The organism is Meiothermus sp. CFH 77666 (assembly GCF_017497985.1).
GTDB lineage: Bacteria > Deinococcota > Deinococci > Deinococcales > Thermaceae > Meiothermus.
The window spans coordinates 1-23550 of record NZ_JAGDFV010000005.1; the positions used below are offsets into that span (position 1 = coordinate 1).

Genomic DNA, 23550 nt, shown 5'->3' on the forward strand with positions numbered 1-23550 from the left:
TACTTACGAGATGTAATCCTGAGCCTCTTGCACCTCAAAAAGTGGCCGGTGTTGCGCTCGGTTAGAAAGTTCTCGGCTAATCCCTATCCTCTACTCAAGCTAATCCGAGGGTTGTGATAAAAGCCTGGCTTATTCCAACTGCTCCAGCGCTTTTTCGATTTGCTGTTGTAGTGTTTCTTTTTGGGCAACCAGCCCCGCTTCTTGCGCCTCCAGGGTTTGCAGCGCATCCTCGAGCCGCTCCAACTCACCCACCAGGCGCGAACGTAGCCGACCCTCTTCGCCTGCGTTGCCCAGGGGAGCCAGGTTGCCCTGGATCTGGGTTTGTCGAGTGTGGATTTTTTGACGTTCCTTTTCCAGGCGATTCTGCTCGGCCTCGAGGCTGTCGAGCTGCTCATAGAGGGCCAGCAGAGCCTTGAGTTTGGCATAACTGGCCGAGTCGAGATACTGCCCCTTGAAGTAAGACTCCAGCGCTTTCATTTTTAGCTGACGAACCTCTTCGCGTCGGGCTTGTAGCTGGCGTTCGGCTACCACGAGCCGGGACTGGCTCTGGGCTTCACAAAATACCCGCCAGCGGGCTACCTCGCTGGTGCTTTCGGCGGGCTCGGGGGTATCGAATAAAGCGTATCCGGGCTGACGGTTGTGTTCAATTACAACCTCCACGGGTTTGCGGGTGTTGTTCTGGATTTCGTAGTGGGTGTGCTGGATGTTGTATTTCTGAACGAGTAGATAGCCAGGTTTGAGCAAGAGTTTGGCCGTGCGGTTTTGTCTTCGTTCCTGGGTGCGTACCTGCACGCCCAACTCCACTGCGTAGGCCACGATAATCTCCGCCCCGTCCGGGCTGTAGTCCAGCACGGCTTCGCCCGCTTATTCGGCCTCCTCGAGCACCGTGACCGGCCCACGCTCGAGCGAGAGTCCGGTGGTGTTTTTGAAGCGCAAGCTGGCGACGGGGTTTTTGTCTTGTTTGCGCTCATTGAATAACAGCTCCCGCCGCCCTGAAAGCCGGGCGCTGAGAATGGGCACCATGGCCGACTGGCCCCGCCGTACGCTTACCGGGTGCTCAATCCGATACGCAAAAAGTGCCCCCCGCTCGGCGCCGCTGGCGATGGCCTGATTGGACTTTTCCACCTCGTCATCAATTCGAGCCCGCAAGGCGAGCGCCGCAGCGGCTGGCGCGGGCCTCTCATACTCAATAAAGGATGGTTCCCTGCTTGCGTGTATTGCTTGATACTCAATGGGGCCTTCCACGGTGCGTTCTTCGTCCTCTACCAGTGGACGCTCAGGGGTATGGGGCTGGTGCAGGGCGTAGCGAAACGAGACCGGCATTCCAGCCACCAGCGATAGCTGCACCTTTTCCAGGTCTTCGTCCAGGGTGTTGTCGAAAAGCCCCCAGCCCTGTAGCAGAATTTCGCGGCTGTTGGGGTCGGGGGCGTTTTCGGGGCTGTCGGCCAGGAGCCGGTAGCTCACCCGCCAGGCCGGGGCGGGGCCAATGTAGCTTACCCGCAGGTCATGGCGGCCCTCGCTCAGGCGCAATAGGGCGCTGCTGCGCTCCTCGTTGGTAGCGGCAGTGCGCAGAAAAAACTCCAGGTCGCGGCTGGCCCCTTCGTCCAGCAGATCTACCCGCTCAACCTGGGGTAGCTCCAGTACCCTCACCACCTTTTCTGCTGGCAGATACAAACTCAGCCTGCCCCGTTTGAGGTGCTCTTCGCCCTCGAGTTCAGCGCCGATCAACTGGCCCTCTAGGGTCTCGCTCCCCGCCCGTACCCGCACCAGGCGTCCGCGAAATGCCTTAATCAGGTCGGTCAGGCTTTGCTCGGGGGAGAGCTCCAGGGGCTGGCGGCTCACTTTTGGGTTGCGGTCGGGCGGGGTTTCGAACTCCAGTCCCAGCACCTGCCCGGTCTGGCTAATCACTACCAGGCTCTTGAGAACGTCGTCCATGGCTGCGCGGGGGAACTCGAGGCGTAGCTCGTTCCCCACAAAAAGCCCTTGCCGCTCAAAGAAACCCAGACCGTGCTTGTAAAAGGTAACTCGCCGGATGGGAAGGCTCATAGCCTTAGATTAGCCCAAAAGCTGCTTGGATCTCCTTCGGAACTGCCTTGGGGCGCCCACGCAGGGGGTCAACCCAGACCCACTCGGTCTGGCACTCCACCAGCAAGACCCCGGCTCGCTCTATCCTGTTGTGGCGGGTGGCGCGAAAGCTCCGGAAGGCCACAATCTCGGTGCTGACCTCGAGCTCATCTCCCAGAAGGGCCGAACGGTGGTAGGTGATGGTGTGGCGGTGTACCACCGGAATCACCCCCAGTTGCCGCAGGCGGGGTAGGCCCATTCCGACACTCTCGGCATGGGCGGTCACACAGTCTTCGATGTAGCGCAAGTAAACGGTGTTGTTGACGTGCCCCAGGCTGTCTATGTCGCCTTCAACAACCACCCTGCGATGACCAAAGCGCCTTCTGGACTCCATTGGGCATAGTCTACCGTTGGAACCTGGGGGAAGGGTTGGATCAGCCTCGTAGTCAAATGTCGAAGGCAAAAGCCAAAAGCAAACGATGCTAGGTGTGGCCCGAGACCTTTAGTTCGCGCTCCTCCTGGGTGCTTACCCAAAGTCGAAGGCCAGGTTAACTGTTCTCGAAATCCTACCCCGGTAACCTCCCTGGTCTGCTCTACTGCCCCTGTCCCAACGAATACCCTGGTTTGCCATCGAAGTTGTAGAGGTGTTCGGTCTTGATAAAGTCCATCCCGGCGGCGGCAATTTTGCCCATCAGTTCTACAATGTCGTGATGGTTGGGGGTTCCGTTCTGGGCCATGAAGCGCCCCCGCCAGTGGTCGGTGCGGAAGGTTTCGGGGAAACCCCCTGGCCATACCTTCACCCCGCGGTTGGTGATGAGTGCGAGCTTGAGTTTGGGGGTGGAAAGGGGCTCCAAAAGCCTGGCCAGCTCCTCAGGTTTGGTGCCACGCCAGTTGAAGAACACGTCAATTCCGACAAGCTCCTTGTGGGCCGGTTTGGGGTTCCGAACCATAAGGGGCACCATGGGCTCCTTGCTGGCCTCGCCAAACCTGGCAGGCCGCAGGCGTTCAGGTAGCTGGCCCAGCCGCTCGATTACGGCCTGGGCAAACGCTTCGGTGCCCACCTTTTTCTCGCTGACCCGTTCATCGTAAATGTCTGCTGTGTGAATGCCGTCTTCCAGGGTTTTGAGCCAGGCATTCTTGATACGGGCGGCGGCCTCGGGCTGACCAATATGCACCAGCATCAGGATGGCGCCCTGCAACAGCCCGGAGGGGTTGGCGATGCCCTTGCCAGCAATATCCGGTGCACTGCCGTGTACAGCCTCGAACATGGCGCAATCGTCGCCCACATTGGCCGAGCCCGCCAGACCTACCGAACCGGCCACCTCGGCGGCGATATCCGAGAGAATATCACCATACAGGTTCGGAGCCAGAATCACATCGAAGCGCTCGGGTATCTCGGCCAGACGAGCTGCGCCGATGTCCACAATCATGTGCTCCTTGTGTAGCTCCGGGTATTCGGCCCCAATCTCGTCGAACATCTTGTGAAAGAGCCCATCGGTAATTTTCATAATGTTGTCTTTGGAGATGCAGGTGACCTTTTTGCGTCCGTTGCGGCGGGCGAACTCGTAGGCATAGCGCACAATCCGTTCGGTACCTGGCTTGGAAATGAGCTTGAGGGCCATGGTGACCTCGTCGGTTTGCTGGTACTCGATGCCGGCGTAGAGGTCTTCTTCGTTCTCCCGCACAATCACCAGGTCAATGGACTTGTGCTTGGTGGTGACGAAGGGCTCGTAGCTTTGCACGGGGCGCACATTGGCATACAGGCCCAGGGTTTTGCGCACGGTTACGTTGAGGCTTTTGTAGCCCCCACCCTGGGGGGTGGTGATGGGGGCCTTGAGGAATACTTTGGTGCGCCGCAAGCTTTCCCAGGCGCTTTCCTCGATACCACTGGTGTGTCCGCGCTGGTAGACGTTTTCGCCAATCTCGATGATTTCGGGTTCAATCTCGGCCCCTCCCGCGTCTAGAATTTGCAGCACTGCCCGCATAATCTCCGGGCCGATGCCATCGCCAAAAGCTACCGTGATGGGTGTTTTGCTCATTTTTGTTCTCCTTGCGCCGACGGGCGCTTGAAACTCAATCTAGGTCAACCAGGTGCAAGAAAAATCGGGTTGCGTTATGGTCAATTTCTGTTACACTACCCCTTACGCTGGGGAATAACAGCTTTTGAGCTAAGCGGTTTGTTCTAAAGGTTTTGCACCTTGATAGCGCCTTGCGGTGCGCCAAGGGATGATCTCGGGAAGAGGACGATCCCCTGGGGGACGGGCTGGTGTCTGTGCGCCAGGTGGTAGTAGCGTCCCAAGCCGGACACTAGGTCTGTGAAAAAGCGCGTTAGTGAAGTGCCTTGGGTCAAGCACAAAAGCGTCATGCGATAAACTGCGTATCAATGGATATGCCACAATACCCCCTGGTTGGTATCATCATGGGTTCTCGGTCGGACTGGGAAACCATGCAGCACAGCGCACAAACCCTCGAGCAGCTCCAGATTCCATACGAGGTGCGGGTGGTTTCGGCCCATCGAACGCCGGACTTGCTGTTTGAGTATGCCGAGCAAGCCGAAGCGCGGGGCCTCGAGGTCATCATTGCCGGGGCCGGTGGGGCAGCTCATCTTCCGGGTATGACCGCCGCCAAAACCAGCCTTCCGGTGCTGGGGGTTCCGGTGGAATCCAAAACCTTGAAGGGGCTGGATTCCCTTTTGTCTATCGTGCAGATGCCGGCGGGCGTGCCGGTGGGTACCCTGGCGATTGGCCGGGCCGGGGCGGTGAATGCGGCGCTGCTGGCCGCGAGCATCCTGGGTAACAAATACCCCCAGTGTAAAAGGGCACTGGAAGCGTACCGCAAAACCCAGACCGAGTCGGTTCTGGCCGACCCCGACCCTCGTCGGGAAAGGTGACAAGGTGGATTTTTGACGGGAATAGGGCGGGCGATGCTCTAAACTAAGAAGGGTGAGCAAGGGCAAGCAAGCCTATCAACGGGCACTGCTGGCAGCCGTGCTGGTGGGGCTTGTGATTGTGGGCTTGCATAGGCTGCCCCAGCCCTGGGGTTTGGTAATCGCCGGAGTGCTTTTTGTTGCTCTGGTGGGGTTTTTGTACAGGCAACTTACCCTATTCGAGCGAAAGTATGAGCACTCTGAACGCCAAGCGGAGGAAGTCTTTGAAGATGCCAAACTGCTGGTGGTCAAGCTCAACCGGGAGGGCCGGATTGTTTTCTGTAACCGCTATTTCCTCGAGCTTACCGGCTGGACATGGCCGCAGCTGGCCGGGCAAAACTGGTTCGATTGGTTCATTCCGGTTGAAGAGGGCGTCCGGGAAATTTTTGAACGGGCCATGGCGAATGGGGATCTGGTACCCCAGTACAAAAACAGTATCCTGACCCGAAACAAAGAACGCAGGCGGGTTTTGTGGAATAACGCCTTGCTGCGCGATGAAAACGGACGGGTTATCGGAACCTTTTCTGTAGGGCAAGATGTTACCGACCTCGAGCAAGCCGAGGCAGAGCGCCAGAAAAGCGAAAAGACCCTCTTGCAGATCGCCGAAACAGTGCAGGATGTGGTGCTGTTGCTCGACAATCAGGCCAACATCCAGTACGCCACCCCCTCCATACATTCGGTGGCAGGATTGAAGCCCGGGGAGGTGCTGGGCCGTTCGGCCTACAGCCTGCTCGATGCGGAGCAGGCCCGTATCTTCAGGGAGATGACCCAGGCGGCCACACCCCAGGCGCATACGGCCCAGGTCGGTTTTGTGTACCAGCACCCCGATGGCAGACCACGGGTGCTGGAGGCCTCCATCAACTTCCTTTTCACAGAGGCGGTGTTTCAGGGGGCTGTGGTCGGGGTGCGCGATGTCACTACCCGCTATCAGGCCGAGCAGGCCGTGCGCGAAAGCGAGCAGCGTTTGCGTGAACTGACCAACTCCATGCGCGATGTGGTCATGCTGCTGAGCGTGAAAGGCGTCATCGAGTACGTCACGCCATCGGTGAAAGCGGCGCTCGGGTACGATCCCGACGAACTGCTGGGCCGCAGTGCGTTTGACTTCTTTGACCTCGAAGACCATTCGTGGGTGCTGGAAGCTGTACGTGCCGCCCGCGAAGGCAAGCGACCCCTGCGGCTGGAGTACCAGCACCGCCACAGGGACGGTTCAAGGGTCTGGCTCGAGACCAACCTCGATTTTATCTACGACCCGGAGGGCCAGCCCTTGCGTATAGTGCTGGGTGCCCGCCAGATTCAAGACCGCCGCGAGGCCGAAGAGCAACTGCGCAGAAGCGAGCAGATGTTGCGGCAGATTACGGACGCCATTCAGGATATCGTGCTGCTGACCGACGAAAATGCCATCGTTCGCTACGTTACCCCATCGGTGCAGAAGGTAGTGGGCATTGCCCCTGAGGCGATTGTGGGACGCTCGGCTTATGGCCTTCTGGATGCCGAACAGTCTGAGCGCTTTCAAGCCCTGTCGGCGGCTGCAACTCCTGAACAGCCTTACGCCCAGTCCCGCTTTACCTTTGTGCGGCCCGATGGCCGCGAACTCCAGATGGAAGCCTCCATCAACTTCCTGTTCGATGCCCAGGGCCGCGACCGGGGGGCGGTGACGGGAATTCGAGACGTAACCGAGCGCTATCAGGCCGAGCAGGCGGTGCGCCAGAGCGAGCAGATGCTCCGGCAAATTACCAATGCCATGCAGGATGTGGTAGCCCTGACCGATCCGCTGGGCTACATGCGCTACGTCACCCCCTCGGTGGAGCGCTTGCTGGGGTACAAGCCCGAGCAGCTGCTCGGGCAGCTGGTCTTCGATTACCTGGCGCCAGAAGACCGTGAAAAGGCGATGATTCTGGCCGAGCGCAGTTTGGCAAGTGGGGGTTCCTATCGCCTCGAGGCCCGTTACCGCCATGTGGAGGGTCACTACCTCTGGATTGATACCCTGGTCAACTTTATCTGTGACGAACAGGGCAACCCCATTGGTAGTGTGGTTAGCGGGCGTGACGTCACCGAGCGGCGGCAAGCCGAAGAGGCCCTTAGAGAACGGGAGTATCGCCTGCGCCAGATTACCAACACCATCCAGGACGTGGTGTTGCTGCTCGATTCCAGGGGTAGGGTGCAGTACGTGACCCCTTCTGTGCAGGAGGTTCTGGGATATACGCCAGAGAAACTCATCGGCCATCCTGTATCAGTACTGGCCGATTCAGCACAGTGGCCCTCCATTCGGCAGCAAGGTCTGCAAGCCATTCGGGAACGGCGCGCCTACAAAACCGAGTGCGCCTGTCGGCACAAGGACGGATACTTGGTTTGGATCGAGAGCCTGGTTAATTTTGTATGGGAGGAATCGGGCCGGCTGCAAGGCATTGTGGTCGGGATGCGGGACATCAGCGAACGCAAACAACAGCAGGCTTATGTGGAGTACATGGCCTACCACGACGAGCTGACCAAGCTCCCCAACCGCCGGGCTTTGCGGCGGGCTGCCGAGGAGTTACTGACCAGGGCGACCCAACAGGATGTGCCGCTTAGCTTGCTCTACCTCGATCTGGATAATTTCAAAACCGTCAACGACTCCCTGGGGCACGATGTGGGCGACGAACTGCTGGTGGAGGTTTCACAGGTCTTGAGCAAACAACTCCGATCCGATGACCTGCTGGCCCGGCTGGGAGGGGACGAGTTTGCTTGCATTCTGTTCAACACCGATGCAGAACAGGCCCAGCAGGTCGCGTTTCGAATGTCTAGAGCAATCCGCAGCAGCCTGGGTATGGGCAAATCTGCGCTTAACCTGCCCAGCCTGGGGGTAAGCGTGGGTATCGCCAGCTTCCCCAAGGATGGTCGCACGTTTGTCGAACTGCTCAAGGTGGCCGATATTGCCATGTACCAGGCCAAGGACTCGGGCAGCCGGGTGGTCATCTACGACCCCTCCAAAAGCCCTTATACCGATGAGCGGCTGCAATTCGAAGCGGATTTGCGCAAGGCTACCCAGGAGCAACAACTAGAGCTGCTGTATCAGCCGATCTGGCATCTCAAGAAGCGCAGTATAGAAGGGGCAGAAGCGCTTTTGTGCTGGCCCTATCAGGGTAAAGTGCTGAGCGCCTCGGAGTTTGTACCCTTGGCCGAAGAGGTTCATCTAATCGAGCAGATGGATCTCCTGGTTCTGCGGAAGGGCCTGGGACAACTAAAGCGATGGCATCAGCTCAAACTGCCTTACCGCCTGTCGCTCAACATTTCCACCCAGTCGCTGGTGCAGCCGGAGGTAGTACGGGAGCTATTGCAACAACTGACCGATGCCCAGGTAGACCCCCGGTGGCTCACCCTGGAAATAACCGAGAGTGTCCTGCTGCGCGACCCTGACCAGGCCCGAAGGGTGCTCAGTGTGTTCAAAGCCCTGGGGGTACGGGTGGCGATTGACGATTTTGGCAGCGGCTATGCTTCGCTGGGCTATTTGCGCCAGCTTCCCCTGGATCGCCTCAAAATAGACCGCAGCTTTATCAGTTACCTTGGCAGCAGTGTGCGGGACGAGAAACTGGTTCGGGCGGCCATAGACCTGGCGCATAGCTTAGAGGCCGACGTGGTGGCCGAGGGGGTAGAAACGCCCCAGCAGCTCGAGTGGTTACTTGAAAACGACTGCGACCTGGTACAGGGCTATCTGGTAGGTCACCCGGCCTCCATTGAACACTGGCCGCCAGCGCGTCCCATCGAGCGGTTGATGCTCCCCTCGATCAAGGCAGACGGCTAAGAGACCAGGGCCTGTTTGCCCCGCAGAACACTCGGCACTCCCTCGATTGCTGTGCGTTCACCGTGCAGCGTGAAGTTCGAGGTCTTTTACCATCATTGTCTGAGCAATTTGCCTATTATGGGAACGATGAAGCAGGGAATGGGGGACAGGGGACAGGCGTGTGAAAACTTACCTCCTGTCGCCCCCTTCCACCTTGTGCGTCGCTGAAAGATGAGTATCTGGCTGGAGTTGGTCTTATACCAACTCTGCGCGTGAGCGGCGCTAAATGCGCCCTTCACTTGCCGCGCCAGGGGGCGCGTCCGAGGGACTTGTATATCGCTTTTGGGTCACTTCTGGGCAGATTTTGGTCTTGCAAACTTATCGTGCAGCTTGATGGAGTACACGCAAGCTGCGAAACGACATTGGACTGGAAGCCTATTTGGTCCTTCAGTAATCCTCGAGTAGGCTATAGGCGTGCAGATAGGCGTTTTGGGTGGAGGACAACTGGGGCGAATGCTGGCTCTGGCAGGGTATCCGCTGGGGCTTCGCTTCCGGTTTTTGGATCCGGTGGCAGAGGCTCCGGCGGGCCAGGTTGCCGGGCTGGTGGTGGGCGATTATGCAGATGAGACGGTGCTGGAACGCTTTGCCGAGGGCCTCGAGCTCATCACCTACGAGTTCGAGAATGTACCGGTGGGGGCGGTGACCTGGCTGGCCGAACGCCTGAGCGTGTACCCGCCGCCGGCAGCCCTCGAGGTAGCCCAGGATCGGCTGGCCGAAAAGACCTTTTTTCAGGGGCTGGGCATCCCTACCCCCCTGTTCTACGCGGTACAGACCCACAACGACCTGCTGGATGGCCTGGAGCGCACCGGTTATCCGGCTTTGCTCAAAACCCGCCGACTGGGCTACGATGGCAAGGGCCAGAAGCTCCTGCGCTCACAGGCCGATGTAGAGCCTGCCTGGGCCCAGCTAGGGGGCCAGCCCCTCATTTTGGAAGCCTTTGTGCCGTTTGAGCGGGAGCTTTCCATCCTGTCGGTGCGAAGCCGAAGCGGTCAGGTGGCCTTTTACCCCCTGGTGGAAAACCACCATACCGGGGGCATCTTGCGCAAAAGCCTGGCGCCCGCCCCGGCGACCCCGGCCCGCTTGCAGCACGAGGCCGAAAGCATGGCCTTCCGCGTGATGGAAAAACTGGACTACGTGGGGGTGCTGGCTATCGAGCTATTCGAAGTGGAGGGCACCCTCTGGGCCAACGAGATGGCCCCCAGGGTACATAACTCTGGTCACTGGACCATTGAGGGGGCCGAGACCAGCCAGTTCGAGAACCACCTGCGAGCTGTGCTGGGATGGCCTTTGGGGGCTACCGAGGCCAGGGGGCATTCGGCCATGCTCAACCTGATCGGCCAGAGGCCCAACACCGCTCGGGTGCTGGAAATTCCCGGCGCACACCTGCACTGGTACGGCAAGGCGGTGCGCCCTGGGCGCAAAGTGGGGCACATCACCTTGCGGGCCGCTGCGCTGGATGACCTCGAGGCCGGCCTGAAGAAGCTAGAAGCGGTTCTGGCCGAAACCCCGGCGGCTGCGCCACTCACAGATTGAAATACTTGGCGGCGGGGTGGTGCACCACAATGGCGCTGGTGGACTGCTCGGGGTGAAGCTGGTACTCCTCGCTGAGTTCGACCCCAATTTCCTGCCACTGGAGCAAATCCTGAAGGTGTTTCTGATCCTCCAGCCGGGGGCAGGCCGGGTAGCCAAAGCTGTAGCGGCTGCCCTGGTAGCCCTGTCGGAAGAGCTCTTCCAGGCTGGTGGCGTCGTCCTGGGCAATGTCCAACTGCTGGCGGATGCGCTTGTGCCAGTACTCGGCCAGGGCTTCGGCCATCTCCACCGAGAAGCCGTGCAGGTACAGATAATCCTGGTAGGCATCGGACTGAAACAGCTCCTGGGCCACCTGCGAGACCCTGCGCCCCATCGTGACCACCTGGGCGGCCAGTACGTCTCTGGCCCCGTTATCCCAGGCCGCGGGGGGAAACCACGCCCTTTCATCGCCCAGGGGTTCGGCATGGCGGGGGCGGAAGAAGTCGGCAATGCACAGGTGGCGGGAGCCCGCGCCCATCTGGCGGGGGAAGTTGAAGCGGAAGAGCTCAGCTCCAGAGGTTGGGTCGAAGACGATCAGGTCGTTTTTGTCCGAGGCCACCGGCCAGTAGCCATAGACCACGGCGGGCTCGAGCCAACCCTCGCCCATGGCCTGGAGCACCATATCCTCGAACATCGGCTCGGCCAGGCGCTCGAGGTAGGCCTCGTATTCCGGCTGGCTCATCTCGCCCTTGCGGAAGCCCCACTGCCCCCGAAAGAGGGCGTTCTTGTTGACGTAGCGGGAGATGACCCCGATCTCGAGCTCGCCCTGATCCACCACCCGCCGTCCCCAGAAGGGGGGCCGGGGGATGCGGGGAGCCGGTGGGATGTTGGAGGGGATGTACGCTGAACCGGCCATCAGCTTCTCCTGCAAAATCTCGTAAGCAGTCTTGTACTTGTGGCCGCTTACTTCACGGCTGGTGAGGCGGGGCGGGGCATGGCCGGTCAGCTCCTCCATAATCTGGAGCCCATCGAAGGCATCGGAAGCGTAGAAAACCGGGCCGGTGGTGTAGGTCTGGCGCAGGTCGTTTTCCACATAATGCCGGTTGAGCGCCGCCCCGCCCAGCACCACCGGCAGCCCGATGTTGCGGGCCGCCATGTATTCCAGGTTTTCCTTCATCACCACGGTGCTCTTGACCAGCAGCCCGCTCATGCCCACGGCGTCGGGCTGGTGTTCTTCCACCGCCGCCAGAATTTCCTCGATGGGCTTTTTGATGCCCAGGTTGACCACCTTGTAGCCGTTGTTGGAGAGGATGATATCTACCAGGTTCTTGCCGATGTCGTGCACATCGCCCTTCACCGTGGCAAGTACCATGGTGCCCTTGTGGACGCCCTCGAGCTTTTCCATGCGGGGCTCGAGGTAGCGCACCGCGGCCTTCATGGTCTCGGCGGCTTGCAGCACGAAGGGCAGTTGCATTTTGCCTGCGCCGAACAGGTCGCCCACCACCTTCATGCCCTCCAGCAGAATTTTGTTGATGATTTCGACGGGGGTGTACTGGGTCAGGGCCAGATCGAGGTCGGCCTCGAGGCCCACCTTGCGTCCCTCGATGATGCGTTTTTGCAGACGCTCCTCGAGGGGGAGCCCGGCCAGGGGGTCGCGGGCCAGGGCCTTGTCCACCTTGTTCTTGGCGAAGTAGTCCACAAAGGCAAACAGGGGGTCGTGGGTCACCTCGCCGTCCGGCCCGAACTGCCGCCGGTCGTAGATCAGATCCAGGGCAAGCTGGTACTGTTCCTGGGGAATCTGGTTGATGGGCAGAATTTTACCGGCATTCAGAATCGCTGCCGTCAAGCCCGCCTGGATGCACTCGTCCAGAAAGACCGAGTTGAGCACCACCCGAGCCTGCGGCGAGAGCCCGAAGGAAACGTTGGAGATGCCCAGAATGAAGCCCACCTCGGGTAGCTGTTGGCGCAACCGGCGGATGCCCTCGATGGTCCACAGGGCCAGCTTGCGGGTGTCCTCGTCGCCCTGGGTGATGGGAAAGGTGAGCAGGTCAAAGAGGATGGCCTCCCCCATAATGCCGTGTACCTGGGTAAGGCGCTCGTACATGCGGAGGGCAATCTCCACCTTGCGTTCGACCGTCTTGGCCATGCCGGCTTCTTTGTCCTCGTCTATGGTCAGGGCCACCAGCGCGGCCCCGTGGCGTTTGGCCAGGGCCGCCACCCGGTCGAACTTTTCCAGGCCATCCTCGAGGTTCACCGAGTTCAATATGGCCCGCCCGCCCAGGTGCAGCAGGGCTTCCTCCATCACCTCGGGCTGGGTGGAGTCAATCATGATGGGAATGGGCACGCTGGTAGCAAAGCGCCTCAGCACCTCGCGCATGTCCCGCACCTCGTCGCGCCCGGTCCAGGCCACCGATACATCCAGCACGTGAGCGCCTTCGGCCACCTGCTCTGCGGCCAGCTCGCTCATGCCGTCGAAGTCGCCGGCAAACAGCAGCTCGCGGAACTTCTTGCTCCCCGTGGCGTTGGTTCGCTCCCCCACAATCAAAATGCCGGTGTCCTGTCTGAGCGGGACGCTCTGGTAGAGGCTGGCTACCTGCCCGCTGGGTCGGGAGGCTGGGGTTAGGAGTGCGTTCGGGCTGCGCTCGGCCCTGGACGCCAGACCCCGGACGGCCTGGGCCAGCACCCCAATATGCTCCGGCCCGGTGCCGCAGCAACCGCCCACCACGTTCAGGCCGTACTCCTGCACAAACTTGAGCTGCCAGCGGGCCAGCTCGGCGGGGGTGAGGTCGAATACCGCCTTGCCTCCCTCGTTGCGGGGCAGGCCCGCATTGGGCAGGCAGCTCACCCAGCGGGTGCTGTGCTGGCAGAAATGGCGGATGTGCGAGTCCATCAGGTCGGGGCCCACGGCGCAGTTGATGCCCACCACATCTACCGGCAGGCTCTCCAGCACGGCCAGGGCGGCGCTGTCGTCGGTGCCGACCAGCATGGTGCCGGTGGCCTCGATGGTGACCTGCACCTGCAGGGGCACCTCCCGCTCTGCGTCCTGCATGGCCTGCCGGGCGGCCAGCACCGCACAGCGCACCTGCAGGATGTCCTGGCAGGTTTCAATCAGAAGCAGGTCTACCCCGCCGCGCAGCAACCCCCTGGCCCCGGTGCGGTACGAGGCAAAAAGCTCCTTCCAGCCAATCTGCCCCAGCGAGATGAGCTTGGTGCCGGGCCCCAAGGCCCCAGCCACAAAGCGGGGCTTTTCGCTCGAGGCCGAGAGGCGCGAGCCCACTGCTTGAGGGTGGGGACTTGGCACACTGTGAAGCCCTCGTCTTGCGCTCGAGTACGCCTGGGCGGCCTTCCGTGCAATCTGGGCGGCGGCAAAGGCCAGGTCTTCGGCCTCGGCCTCCAGGCCGTACTCGGAAAGCACGTGTGGCAGACAGCCAAAAGTGTTGGTCTCTATAACGTCTGCGCCCGCCTCGAGGTAGCTGCGGTGAATCGTCTCGATCACATCCGGGCGGGTGCGGTTCAAAATTTCAGGACAGCCGCTATACTGCTCGCCCCCATAATCCGCGTCGCTCAGGTTGTACTTGAAAATTTCGGTGCCCATGGCCCCGTCGTAGACCAGCACCCGCTCCGAAAGGGCTTTCAGATACGGGAAAGCCTCTGCACGGGCCGCCCGCTGGTAGCCCTGGGCGGTCAGGGGTTCGATGCCTTGCTCGGCAAAGAAGTCACGCGGTGCGCTCACACTCACAAGGGCTATTGTAGGGCATGGTATACCAGAGCTAAAGGCGGAGCATGTTTATCCGGAGCCCACAGCTGGTAGCAAATCGCCCACAGCCGATAGCCATTGGACAGACTGGCAGGGTTTTTGGATGGTTGCTTGGCTTGAGATAGGTCTCGTTTCATCAGCCAGGACGCTTTCGGCCTTCGGCTTTAGGCTTTCAGCAGCCTCGTAGAATGACAACTTCAAGTGTACCGATCCAGCACCTTATGCTCTATTTCTGTGGGTTTTGCTCGGCCTCGAGTTCCCACAGCAAGTCGCGCAGAATCCAGCCCCTGCCGGGCGCTTGCAGCTCGCCACTGCCGATCCGCTCAATCAGATAATGGCGGACTTTGGCAATGGGCAGGCCAGCGTGTATGAGCTCCCCCAGGTTACGGCTTCCATCCAGCAGCACGGTCATATCCCTGGGGTCGCGGATGCCTGCCTGGGTACGGCGGGCTGAAGGGTGGCGGATACGCAGGGCGAACCAGGCGTATTTACGCAGTTTGGTCAGGTCGCCCTCCCGGAGCCCGCGCCAGGCCCGCTCGGCAGCGATAATGAGGGGAACCCCCCAGCTTTTGGCCGCCGCACGCACACTTTTGCCCCCCACAAAGACCGCATAGGGCTCTACCGCTCGGGGGGTTTCCAGAACCCGGCTGGGGGAGTCCATCACACTGCGAAAGCGGGTCCACTGGTCGTTCAGGCGGGCCCACTCTCCCATGAATGCCTTGAAGGGCATTAGCGGAACACCCTGTACTGCCCCGGCTTCAAACTTAAAGCGCCCTTGCTCGGGGTGTAGCGGAAAGGTCGAGATGGCCTCGAAGCCCTCCCAGTCCAGAATGCCCCCCGCAACTACCTCGCCCTCCTCAAAGTGCAAATGCAGGGGGAGTTTGCCACTTTCCAGGTGCAAAACCCCGGTTCCACGGTTGGCGTGGATCATCTCCAGAACATCGCTCAGCGGGATGGTACTGAAACTGCCTTCCACCGCAAACCCTCTCCTGGCCCCAGCACCAGGGTGGAGCCCTGCCCCACATAGTCTTGCATGGCTCTGCGAATGGCCTCGGTATGGTGAACCTCGGTCAGTGCAGCCAGGGTTGGGCCAGCCCCTCCCACAAAAGCGGCCAGCGCACCCGCCGCATAAACCCGTTCAAGCGCCGCCTCGAGGCCCGGCATCAGGTGTGCCCGGTAGGGCTGGTGCAGGCGATCCTTTGCCGCTTCCCGCAAGGCCACCAGACGCCCCGAGTAAAGGGCTGCCGGCCAGAGTGCGCTGCGAGCCAGGTTATAGACCGCATCGGCAAGGGGAATGGTTTGGGGTAGCGCTGCTCTGGCCAGGGGGGTGGGCACTTCGTAAGGGGGAACTCCCAAGACGAACACCAGCCCTTTAGGGGTGGGCAGGGGCAGGGCCAGAGGGGGGTCGGCCAGAGCCGCCACAAAGCCCCCGTACACCGCAGGCGCTACATTGTCGGGGTGGCCTTCCAGGGCGGCGGTGACCGCAAATATGCCCTCTTTGCCGAGCCGATGCCCCGAGAGCAGGTCGGCCAGCGCAGCCCCGGCGACCAGAGCCGCCGAGCTGCTGCCCATCCCACGGGCCAGCGGGATGGGGTTGTGAGCCTGGATGGCCAGGGGGGGCGGATTGGCATCGCCCAGGGCTTGCCAGGCGGCCCGGTAACCCTGGTGGATCAGGTTGTCGGGGGTATTGGGTACATGCCCCTGGCCGGTGTAGTGCAACTGATCGGTGGATGCTGGCGAGGCGCTGACCTCGAGGTACAGATCAAGGGCGACCCCCAGCGCATCGAAGCCAGAACCCAGATTGGCCAGGGTGGCCGGAACTTGAACGTAAAGGGCTTCGTCGGACATAGCTCTCCCGCCAGAAGCGGTTCATGTCATCATAACCCCAGACCTTCTCGGGAAGTGCTCAAAAACTACGAAGGAGACTTCCCCTAATCGGAGCCTGCCAAGCCATAATCCAGACGGCTGACATGGTACACTGCCCATTAGCTTATTGTGGATGCGAAAGCCCTTTACCCATTGCTTGTGCCTGGTGGCGAGTCTAAGAATGGCCTCGAGGCCAGGGCATGAGGATCGGTAGCAGGGTATGGCGGGTTTGAGGCCCGATCAGCAAGGAAATGCCTTGAATTTCGGTATGCGGATTGAAGCGCTTTTTAGGCATCGCGCCTCAAACCTACGGAGGCTGCGTCCGCTTTCGGCGGGACGGGCATCGGGGCAGGGGAAGCTGTGAGCGAGAACCGGGGTTTGCTCGAGCGCCTCTCGCCTGCGCTGATGGGCTACTTGCTGAGCTTTCTGCCCCAGCAAGACCCCCTGGCCGAAAACGTGCCGGGCGGCTTGCTAACGCCTGAACTGGTCGAGCGGCTGCGGGAAGACAGCTTCTGCGGCTACGCGCTGGCCCGTTTTCCGGGTGAGGAGCGGGGCTGGCTGGCGTTTTACCGGGGGCGGCTTTTGGAGGCCTGGCGACAGACCACCTACGGCCACCTTTCCGGCACCGTGGCCTACCGGGCTTTGCAGCGTGAATTGGGTCAGGGTACGCTCTCGCTTTACCGGCTGCAACCCGACGACCTGCCCCCGGTGGTGGCCCTTACCCAGGGGCTATTGCGCATAACTGCGGTGGCCGCGAGCAGTGTGGTGGTAGCAGATCTGGTGGATTCGCTGGTGCAGGAGCAGTTTACCGGTGCCCTGGTGCTCGAGGATGGCCTGGTGGGGCGGGCCTGGTTTTTGGCGCGGGGAAAGCATCTTTTTGGTGGAGAGCTGCCCGCCCAGTTCCGCGAGGGCTACCTACACCTGGTGCAGGCCCCCAGCAAAGCGCCCCCCGATTTGCTCGAGCTGGCCCGGCAAGAAGACCAGGAGCAAAGAGCCATTCGCCTGAACGTGGTCTGGAACGCGGCCCAGGAAGTGCTCAGGGAATATATGGGGCGCGGCGCACCGCTGGCCCTCGAGCGCCTGCGAAATATCCATACCACCGATGACCCCGCTGCCCTGGAGAAAGCCCTGCGCCGCTGGATGAGCGAAAGCCTCGAGCCCAACGCGGCCACCCTTTTTGATCGACTGCTCCGCCCAACGCTCTAATGCCAAACTCAGGTCAAAAGTACTCATAAGGAGGTTCTTCCCAACCCCTCAACCGGCGACACCCCAGACGCTGCTATTACCTCATCAACGTCGTTCCTACTTGCTGCTGACAGGGTGTCGCCACCTTCTCCCACAAGGGGAGAAGGAAAGGGGTTCAGGGGGTTTTGGACTAGAGGGTGCAACCGGATTAGGCCAAAGGACACAGGGCTATTTGATAACCCCATCACAAAGTCGCTGGATGCCTTTCTTGACCTGGAGGCTTCACCGAGGTCGTATGATAACCAGGTTCATGGTGATTACGGGACTGCTGGGTTTGCTCTGGCTGGTGTGGCTGGGGGGGTTGCTCACCGATTCTTTCGTGCGGAGCCTGGCTGTTAGCCTTTCGAACTTTGTGGGAGCCTATGCGCTCTGGTACGTGACGGCTCGTTCTCCTGCCATTTTGCGGCGGGCCCTGGGGGGTCTGGCGGTTGGGATGCTCTTCTTGGGACTGGGAGATCTCCTGTTTACCTACAACGTGGCCACCGGTATCAGCACCCAGGCGGCTCGAGAGGGCATTTACCTGATGGGGGTGGCCTTCTTTTTGGTTATGGGAACGCTTTTGCCCATCAGCATGGAGCGCCAAGGGTTGTATCTGCTGGGTTTTTCGCAGCGATTGGTGCTGGTGGCGGTACTGGGGGGGGTGTTGCTTGCAGGTCTCACCACGCTAATTCGACCCCTGAACGTGGTCGAGCTGATTTATGCAGGGGTTGCGTTTTACCTGACCCTCCTGTTTGTCCAGCAAACCCCTGTACTGGCCGGGGGGCGTATAGGGCGATACCTGCAGGGGGTGGTTTGGGCGCTGGTGTTGGGTAGCCTGGCTCGAGTGGTCTATGTGCTGGGCGGCGCTCCCCCGGCGCAGTGGTCTATCGTGGCCTACGACGTTCTGTGGATGCTGGCGATGAGTGTGCTGTTGCTGGGTGCTCGTCATACAGAGCCCAAATGAACCTCTTGCCTTCTCCCCTGGGCGGGAGAAGGTGGCGACACCCGGTCTGCGATACAACCAAATGGTTACAGTCATGCCATTGCTTGCACTTGGGGTGTCGCCGGATGAGGGGGCTAAGGATCGATCTTCAAAGACCACTGTCTACGAAAGTTGGTATCACACCCCGGCTCCCAAAAGTCCTTGACCAGACCCCGGCGCAACTGTTCTATTGCTTCGGGTAGAGCCTCGGCTACTTCGTGGGCCAGAAGACCTGTTTTGCGGGTTCGATCCCCGGCCAGGCCGTGCAGGTACACCCCCAGGCGGGCAGCATCCCAGGCCGATACGCCTGCGGCCAGAAGGGCAGCCATCACCCCTGCCAGCACATCGCCCATCCCGCCGGTGGCCATCTGGGGGTTGCCGGTGTTGTTGACCGCCAGCCTGGCCTCCGATGCATCGGGTGGCATCCAGGCCAGCACGGTGGGGCCTCCCTTCAGCACCACCACCAGGCCCGGATAGCGCTGGGCCAGGCTCTGGGCGGCCTCGAGGGGAAAGCGGGTAATTTGCTCGGCAGAAAACCCCAGCAGTCGGCTGGCCTCGCCGGGGTGGGGGGTGATGATGGTGGGAAGCCCTGCCTGGGCATAGGCTTGCAGCACCCGCTCGTGCAGAGCGTCGGCGTCGAGTACGGTAGGGCGGGCCAGGCCCAACGCAGCCAGGGCCGCCTCCATCCCCCCTTCTCCGGCCCCCATCCCTACCGCCACCGCCTCGGCCCGGGCCATTTGCAGGTTGGCGGTGTTCCACTCGAACAAAGGAAGCCGCACCGCTTCCAGAGGGGGCTGTACGTCGCAGTCGGCAGGGTAAGCTACCGTGACCAATCCGGCTCCGGTTCGGTACGCCCCCAGGGCCGCCAGGCTGGGCGCACCCGTATAGCTTCGATACCCCCCCACCACCAGCACCCGCCCCACCGAGCCTTTGTGCGCGTTACCCGGGCGAACCGGTAGCAAAGGGCGCAAGGTCTCGCGGCACAGTAGTTCGGGGAGCTGGGGGTTCTCCAGGGCTTTGGGGGGCATGCCAATCGAGTCCAGCAGGATGCGCCCGCAAGCGGCCCGGTGCGGATAAAACAGGTGTTCGTTTTTCAGGCCCGCCAGCGCCACGGTCAGGTCGGCGCGGACGTGCGGCTCGTAGGGCAGCCCCGAGGGCATGTCCACTGCCACTACGGGCAGTCCGGATTGGTTAATTCTTTCCACTAGCTCGGCATAAAAACCTTCCAGTGGCCCCCGCAAGCCGGTACCAAACAGCGCATCCAGCACCACGCTATGGGCTTCGGGTTTCCAGGCCGAAAGCGCCTCGATTTCCAGGCCGTGGGCCCGCAGCGCTTGCCGGGCCGTGGCGGCGTCGCCTTCCTGGCCCTCAGCGGCGTACACCGCGACCTCGTGCCCCCAGTGGGCCAGCCAGCGGGCGGCCACCAGACCGTCTCCTCCGTTGTTGCCCTTGCCGCACAACACCACAATTTTGCGACCCTCGAAATGCTGCAACAGCCGCTTGGCCGTTCGCCGCCCGGCGGCATCCATCAGTATCAGACTCGGATAGCCGAGCGCCACGGCCTTCTGGTCGGCCTCGCGCATGGCTTGAGCGGTAAAAAGTCGCATAGGAAAAGCTCGAGAGCCGAGGAGTCAGGGGCGAGGGCCCAAAAAGCAGGCGCCCGGTTGCGCTCCTGCAACCCAAGCCTATTCTATGAAGTCTGGGGCCCCAGCGTACACTGGAAGCATGAGCAACCTGAACACTGCCCAGGCGCGTCTGGCCCGCGCTCGGCGGGTCGCGGTGTTGACCGGGGCGGGCATCTCCAAGCCCTCTGGCATTCCTACCTTCCGCGATGCGGCGGGGCTGTGGAAGGACTTTGACCTCGAGGAATACGCCACCCCCAGCGCCTATGCCCGCAACCCCCAAAAGGTCTGGGAGTGGTATGCCTGGCGTTACAAGAACGTGATGCAGGCCCAGCCCAACCGGGCCCACACCCTGCTGGCAGAACTGGAAAAGCGTGTAGGGGAGGGCTTTTTGCTGGCAACGCAAAACGTGGATAGCCTGCACAGCCGGGCCGGTTCGACCCGCCTGGTCGAGCTGCATGGCAACATCGCCAGGGGCCGCTGTGAGCGGTGTGGAGAGCGATTCCCCCTGCCCGACCCAGCCCAGTTCGTTCCGCCGCCGTACTGCCCTGGTTGTGGGGGTCGGGGCCGTCCGGACGTGGTCTGGTTTGGCGAGATGTTACCGATGGGGGCTTTCGAGCAAGCCGAGCAAGCCTTTGCCCAGGCCGAGGTGGCCCTGGTGGTGGGCACCAGCGCCGAGGTAGAACCTGCGGCCAGCCTGGGTCGGTTGGCCAGCCTGAATGGGGCCTATCTGATTGAAATAAACCCCGACCCCACCCCGCTCTCGAGCTGGGCCGACTGTACCCTCAGGATGGGGGCGGTGGAGGGGATGGAAGCCCTGATGGCCGCGTCAGGCTGACTCGCGCTCGCCGGGGTTGGTTTGTCTGCGCAGGCGGGACTGGTCGTAGAGGATCCAGCCACCCAGGGCCGCGAGGCCCACAATGGTTGCCACCAGCAAAAAAGGCCCCAGGCGGGAGAAATCGGCGCCCAGCCAGGCCACCACCACCGCCACCGGGGCGGCCCCCACCGAGGTTGCCAGCAAGAACTTGAGGGGGTGCATCCGCACCAGCCCCGCCACAAAGTTCACGCTGTCGGTGGGTACCACAAACGATAGCCGCAGCGCAATGATGGCCCAGGGGCCGTAGCGCTCGACCTGTTCTTCCACCTTCAGGCGAATTTTCTCGCTGACAAAGCGATCCACCACCACTGGCCCCAGCAGCCTGGCCAGGCTGTAGCCCAGCATGGCGGCAATGATGGCCCCAACCCAGCCCAGCACACCCCCCACCACCGGCCCAAAGGCCAGCACCGAGATCAGCATCACCAGGGTCATGGGCACCACCGAGACCAGGGTCTGGGCAATCATCAGACCGATGATGCTCAGGGGGCCCCAGAAGCCCAGCCCGGCCACCCAGGCCTGGAGGGCCTGCGGGTTCCCGCTGGAGAGCAAACCATACGCCCCATCAATGCGCTCTTTGAAGCCAGGGAAGACAAAATAGGAGCCCGCCAGTGCGCCCGTGAGCAGCAGCAAAGCCAGCAGTATGGGCAGTATGGGCAGGGGCCGTGATGCAGGAAGTCGTTCCATTCCAAAGTCCAGGGTATCGCAATGAATGAGAATCACCTTTGTTATCGGTCACACTTGGGTAAAAGTGGAAAGCCTCGAGCCCAGGCAGGGCGATTCCCACATATACCAGGTACCGGCACCGTTCATCCGGCAAACCGCGACGTATCCCACGAAGGTTTGGCCCAAAAGTGCATATCTTGGTAGCACCATGAGCCTGCGCGAACGCGTTTTCCCCCTCAAAACCCCTGAGGACGTAGATGTCTTTCTCGAGCGCCACGAACTCGCGGCGATTTTCAAGGCCAGCACCACCGACAAGACTTTGGAGGCCATGCAGTACGTCCAGAAGTACCTCGAGCCCCGCCCGGACGTGGCCATAGGCATCATCCGCATTCCCGAAGACCGCCCGGCTTCCAACCATGTGGAGGCCCGCACCGGCATCCAGCACCACAGCCCGCAGTTGATCCTCTTCCGACAGGCCCGGCCCCTCTTCGACCTGGATAACTGGAAAATCAACCCCGACCACCTGGAGCCCCTTCTGCTTCAGTCGCTCCCGGTTCACATCGGCAAGCCGGTGCGAAACCCTGCTGTGGCCGGGTTGCATGTGTACAGGGATCTACTGGATCGCTTCCTCAGTGGACAACTGAGCGAGGAGCGCTTCCAGTGGGGCTACCTGGATCAGCTCAAAAAAGAGGCGGGCTGGCGCTCAGACCAAGACTTTGACCTGCTCAACAGCCTGTTCCCCAACCCCGATGGTCGGGCCTTCACCCCCGGCAAGGTGGTGGCGCTCGAGTTCCAGGCCCAGCTCGCCGGCAAAGCCGAGCCATTACTGGAGCGGGCTAAGCGCTTACGGCTCCGAATGGGGGAGAGTCCGGCGGATGAATTTGCAAGCTTTGAGTAGAGGTTGCAGGTCTGGGGTCAAGCGCAAGCATGGGACTTGGTTCTGGTTTTTGACAGTTTGTTGAGCGGTTAGGGAAACTCCGAAGTACACAGTTTTAGAGACACCAATGCACTTCCAAATTTCCACGAGTAATGGCCTTTGGGCCCCCTCCCTACCACGTAGGGAGGGCAGCAGGGGAGGGTATAGGGCGAGGCCCTTAATCGGCCACGCGAGGATGCGGTTCAGCAACCCTGCTAGGACATCGGCACCTGGCGCAGGAGGCGGCCCTCGATGCGCTCCAGGATTTCCGGCAGGCTATGGCCGGTGATGGTCAGGCCGTGGTTCTTGAGCCCCACCACGGCCCGGCTGGGGTCGGGGGCCTGGCGCACTTTTTCGGCCACCGCATCGGCCAGTTGGTAGGTGCCGCACGGGTAGTTGAACTGGGTCGAGCTGATGTTTTCCATCCAGGCGTGAACGTGCAGGATGGCCCCCACCTGGGGGTGTTCGCGGTAGATCATCCAGTGCTCGATGGCGTCCACACTCACCCGGCGGGGCTCGACGTGCGGGGGCACCGAGAGGCGCATGGCGTTTTGTTCTGCGTCGTAGTCGGTGACCATCAGGATGTCGCGCCCTACCTCCCGCAGGTTGGCTTTGTCCACCCCGCTGGCCGACATCCAGAAGCGCTTTTCATCCTTGCGTACCGAGAGGTTGCCATACGAGAGCCCCCCGATGCCATAGAGCCGCTTGACGTGGCGGAAGTCTTCGGGGGGCAGGATTTCTTCGATGGGGAAGGCGGTGGGTAGCAAGTCCCACTCGGCCAGTTTGCGCCCGGCGGCGCTCAGGCTCTCGGTCAGGGCGTCGCCTTGCCAGAGCTCGGGCTCGAGGTCGGGTTCAAACAGGTTGTTAACCACCAGCACTGAGGAGGCAATGGGGTGAATGCGCTCCGCAAGCCGCTCGGCAAAGCCTGGGCCTTCGGGTTCGTGGTACTGGCCGAGCTCCAGGGTCAGGAAATAAGCCCCCTGCCCCGGTACATAGACCACCAGCATGTTGGACAGGGCCCTGACCAGATACCCATACAGCGAGGCGATGGGGTCGGCGGGCATCTGGGGCAGCTCGAGAAAGGAAATCACCATGGTTCCCTGGGCCTTGCGCCGGTAGGGGATGGGTTTCTCGGCCCGGATAAAGTTCAGGACGGCTCGAGGGCTATCGGGTTCAGACTCAAACCGATAGCCCTGGGCCTGCAACACGGTGGGAAGCTCCTGGGACAGGGCCTCGAGGCCCGCCGTGGGCTGGCCAAAAACCGTAAAAGTGGGCGGTGATTGCAGGGCTAGGATGGAGCTGTAGTCGTTTTTGGACTGGATCATGA

17 protein-coding genes are annotated in these 23550 nt (G+C 61.4%); 7 read left to right on the forward strand and 10 right to left on the reverse strand.

Going from position 1 to position 23550, the window contains the following annotated elements:
* Positions 1 to 129: 129 nt before the first annotated feature.
* The 4 genes from J3L12_RS03890 to J3L12_RS03905 all read right to left on the reverse strand — a co-directional run bounded on the left by J3L12_RS03890 (position 130) and on the right by J3L12_RS03905 (position 4103).
* On the reverse strand, positions 130 to 852 hold the full coding sequence (locus J3L12_RS03890; RefSeq protein WP_208013737.1) for a hypothetical protein: 723 nt from the start codon (positions 850 to 852) through the stop codon (positions 130 to 132).
* A 12-nt stretch (positions 853 to 864) separates the two neighbouring features.
* Positions 865 to 2046 (reverse strand): hypothetical protein, encoded by a 1182-nt coding sequence (locus J3L12_RS03895; RefSeq protein ID WP_208013738.1) that lies wholly within the window; start codon positions 2044 to 2046, stop codon positions 865 to 867.
* Between the two features lie 4 nt (positions 2047 to 2050).
* On the reverse strand, positions 2051 to 2458 hold the full coding sequence (locus J3L12_RS03900) for a thioesterase family protein (RefSeq protein WP_208013739.1): 408 nt from the start codon (positions 2456 to 2458) through the stop codon (positions 2051 to 2053).
* A gap of 199 nt (positions 2459 to 2657) precedes the next feature.
* A complete protein-coding gene (locus J3L12_RS03905; protein ID WP_208013740.1) occupies positions 2658 to 4103 on the reverse strand; it encodes an NADP-dependent isocitrate dehydrogenase in 1446 nt (481 codons plus the stop codon).
* 344 nt (positions 4104 to 4447) lie between these two features.
* On the opposite strand from J3L12_RS03905, the gene purE reads away from it, so the two are divergent.
* The 3 genes from purE to J3L12_RS03920 all read left to right on the forward strand — a co-directional run bounded on the left by purE (position 4448) and on the right by J3L12_RS03920 (position 10340).
* Positions 4448 to 4954, forward strand: a complete 507-nt coding sequence (gene purE, locus J3L12_RS03910; RefSeq protein ID WP_208013741.1) for a 5-(carboxyamino)imidazole ribonucleotide mutase — start codon at positions 4448 to 4450, stop codon at positions 4952 to 4954.
* 52 nt (positions 4955 to 5006) lie between these two features.
* On the forward strand, positions 5007 to 8768 hold the full coding sequence (locus tag J3L12_RS03915) for a PAS domain S-box protein (RefSeq protein ID WP_208013742.1): 3762 nt from the start codon (positions 5007 to 5009) through the stop codon (positions 8766 to 8768).
* A 453-nt stretch (positions 8769 to 9221) separates the two neighbouring features.
* Positions 9222 to 10340, forward strand: coding sequence for a 5-(carboxyamino)imidazole ribonucleotide synthase (locus J3L12_RS03920; protein WP_208013743.1), 1119 nt, complete (start codon positions 9222 to 9224; stop codon positions 10338 to 10340).
* Here J3L12_RS03920 and metH read toward each other — a convergent pair.
* From metH to thrB, 3 genes are all read right to left on the reverse strand, one after another.
* Entirely contained in the window at positions 10330 to 14049 is a 3720-nt protein-coding gene (gene metH / locus J3L12_RS03925; protein WP_347708837.1) for a methionine synthase, read from the reverse strand. The genes J3L12_RS03920 and metH overlap by 11 nt on opposite strands.
* Before the next feature lie 250 nt (positions 14050 to 14299).
* The gene (locus tag J3L12_RS03930) at positions 14300 to 15049 is read right to left on the reverse strand and encodes a DUF4388 domain-containing protein (protein ID WP_208013745.1); all 750 of its coding nucleotides are present in this window, start codon (positions 15047 to 15049) and stop codon (positions 14300 to 14302) included.
* Complete coding sequence (gene thrB / locus J3L12_RS03935; protein WP_208013746.1) at positions 15019 to 15921, reverse strand: homoserine kinase; 903 nt, start codon at positions 15919 to 15921, stop codon at positions 15019 to 15021. The genes J3L12_RS03930 and thrB overlap by 31 nt, the downstream gene beginning before the upstream one ends.
* A 378-nt stretch (positions 15922 to 16299) precedes the next feature.
* Between thrB and J3L12_RS03940 the strand changes: the two genes are divergently transcribed.
* The gene (locus J3L12_RS03940) at positions 16300 to 17145 is read left to right on the forward strand and encodes a hypothetical protein (RefSeq protein ID WP_208013747.1); all 846 of its coding nucleotides are present in this window, start codon (positions 16300 to 16302) and stop codon (positions 17143 to 17145) included.
* A gap of 289 nt (positions 17146 to 17434) precedes the next feature.
* Positions 17435 to 18127 (forward strand): hypothetical protein, encoded by a 693-nt coding sequence (locus J3L12_RS03945; protein ID WP_208013748.1) that lies wholly within the window; start codon positions 17435 to 17437, stop codon positions 18125 to 18127.
* 113 nt (positions 18128 to 18240) lie between these two features.
* Here J3L12_RS03945 and J3L12_RS03950 read toward each other — a convergent pair whose 3' ends face one another.
* Positions 18241 to 19752: an NAD(P)H-hydrate dehydratase gene (locus J3L12_RS03950; protein WP_208013749.1), complete on the reverse strand. Its 1512-nt coding sequence runs from the start codon at positions 19750 to 19752 to the stop codon at positions 18241 to 18243.
* Between the two features lie 118 nt (positions 19753 to 19870).
* Here J3L12_RS03950 and J3L12_RS03955 point away from each other — a divergent pair, with 118 nt between their 5' ends.
* Positions 19871 to 20605 carry an NAD-dependent deacylase gene (locus J3L12_RS03955; protein ID WP_208013750.1) on the forward strand — a complete coding sequence of 245 codons (735 nt, stop codon included), beginning with the start codon at positions 19871 to 19873 and terminating at the stop codon, positions 20603 to 20605.
* On the opposite strand, the gene J3L12_RS03960 is transcribed toward J3L12_RS03955, so the two are convergent.
* On the reverse strand, positions 20597 to 21364 hold the full coding sequence (locus J3L12_RS03960; RefSeq protein WP_347708828.1) for a VTT domain-containing protein: 768 nt from the start codon (positions 21362 to 21364) through the stop codon (positions 20597 to 20599). The two genes, J3L12_RS03955 and J3L12_RS03960, sit on opposite strands and share 9 nt — an antisense overlap.
* A 151-nt stretch (positions 21365 to 21515) precedes the next feature.
* On the opposite strand from J3L12_RS03960, the gene J3L12_RS03965 reads away from it, so the two are divergent.
* A complete protein-coding gene (locus J3L12_RS03965; protein WP_208013751.1) occupies positions 21516 to 22205 on the forward strand; it encodes a monothiol bacilliredoxin BrxC family protein in 690 nt (229 codons plus the stop codon).
* A 233-nt stretch (positions 22206 to 22438) separates the two neighbouring features.
* Here J3L12_RS03965 and J3L12_RS03970 read toward each other — a convergent pair whose 3' ends face one another.
* Entirely contained in the window at positions 22439 to 23548 is a 1110-nt protein-coding gene (locus tag J3L12_RS03970; protein ID WP_208013752.1) for a class II aldolase/adducin family protein, read from the reverse strand.
* Between the last annotated feature and the right edge of the window lie 2 nt (positions 23549 to 23550).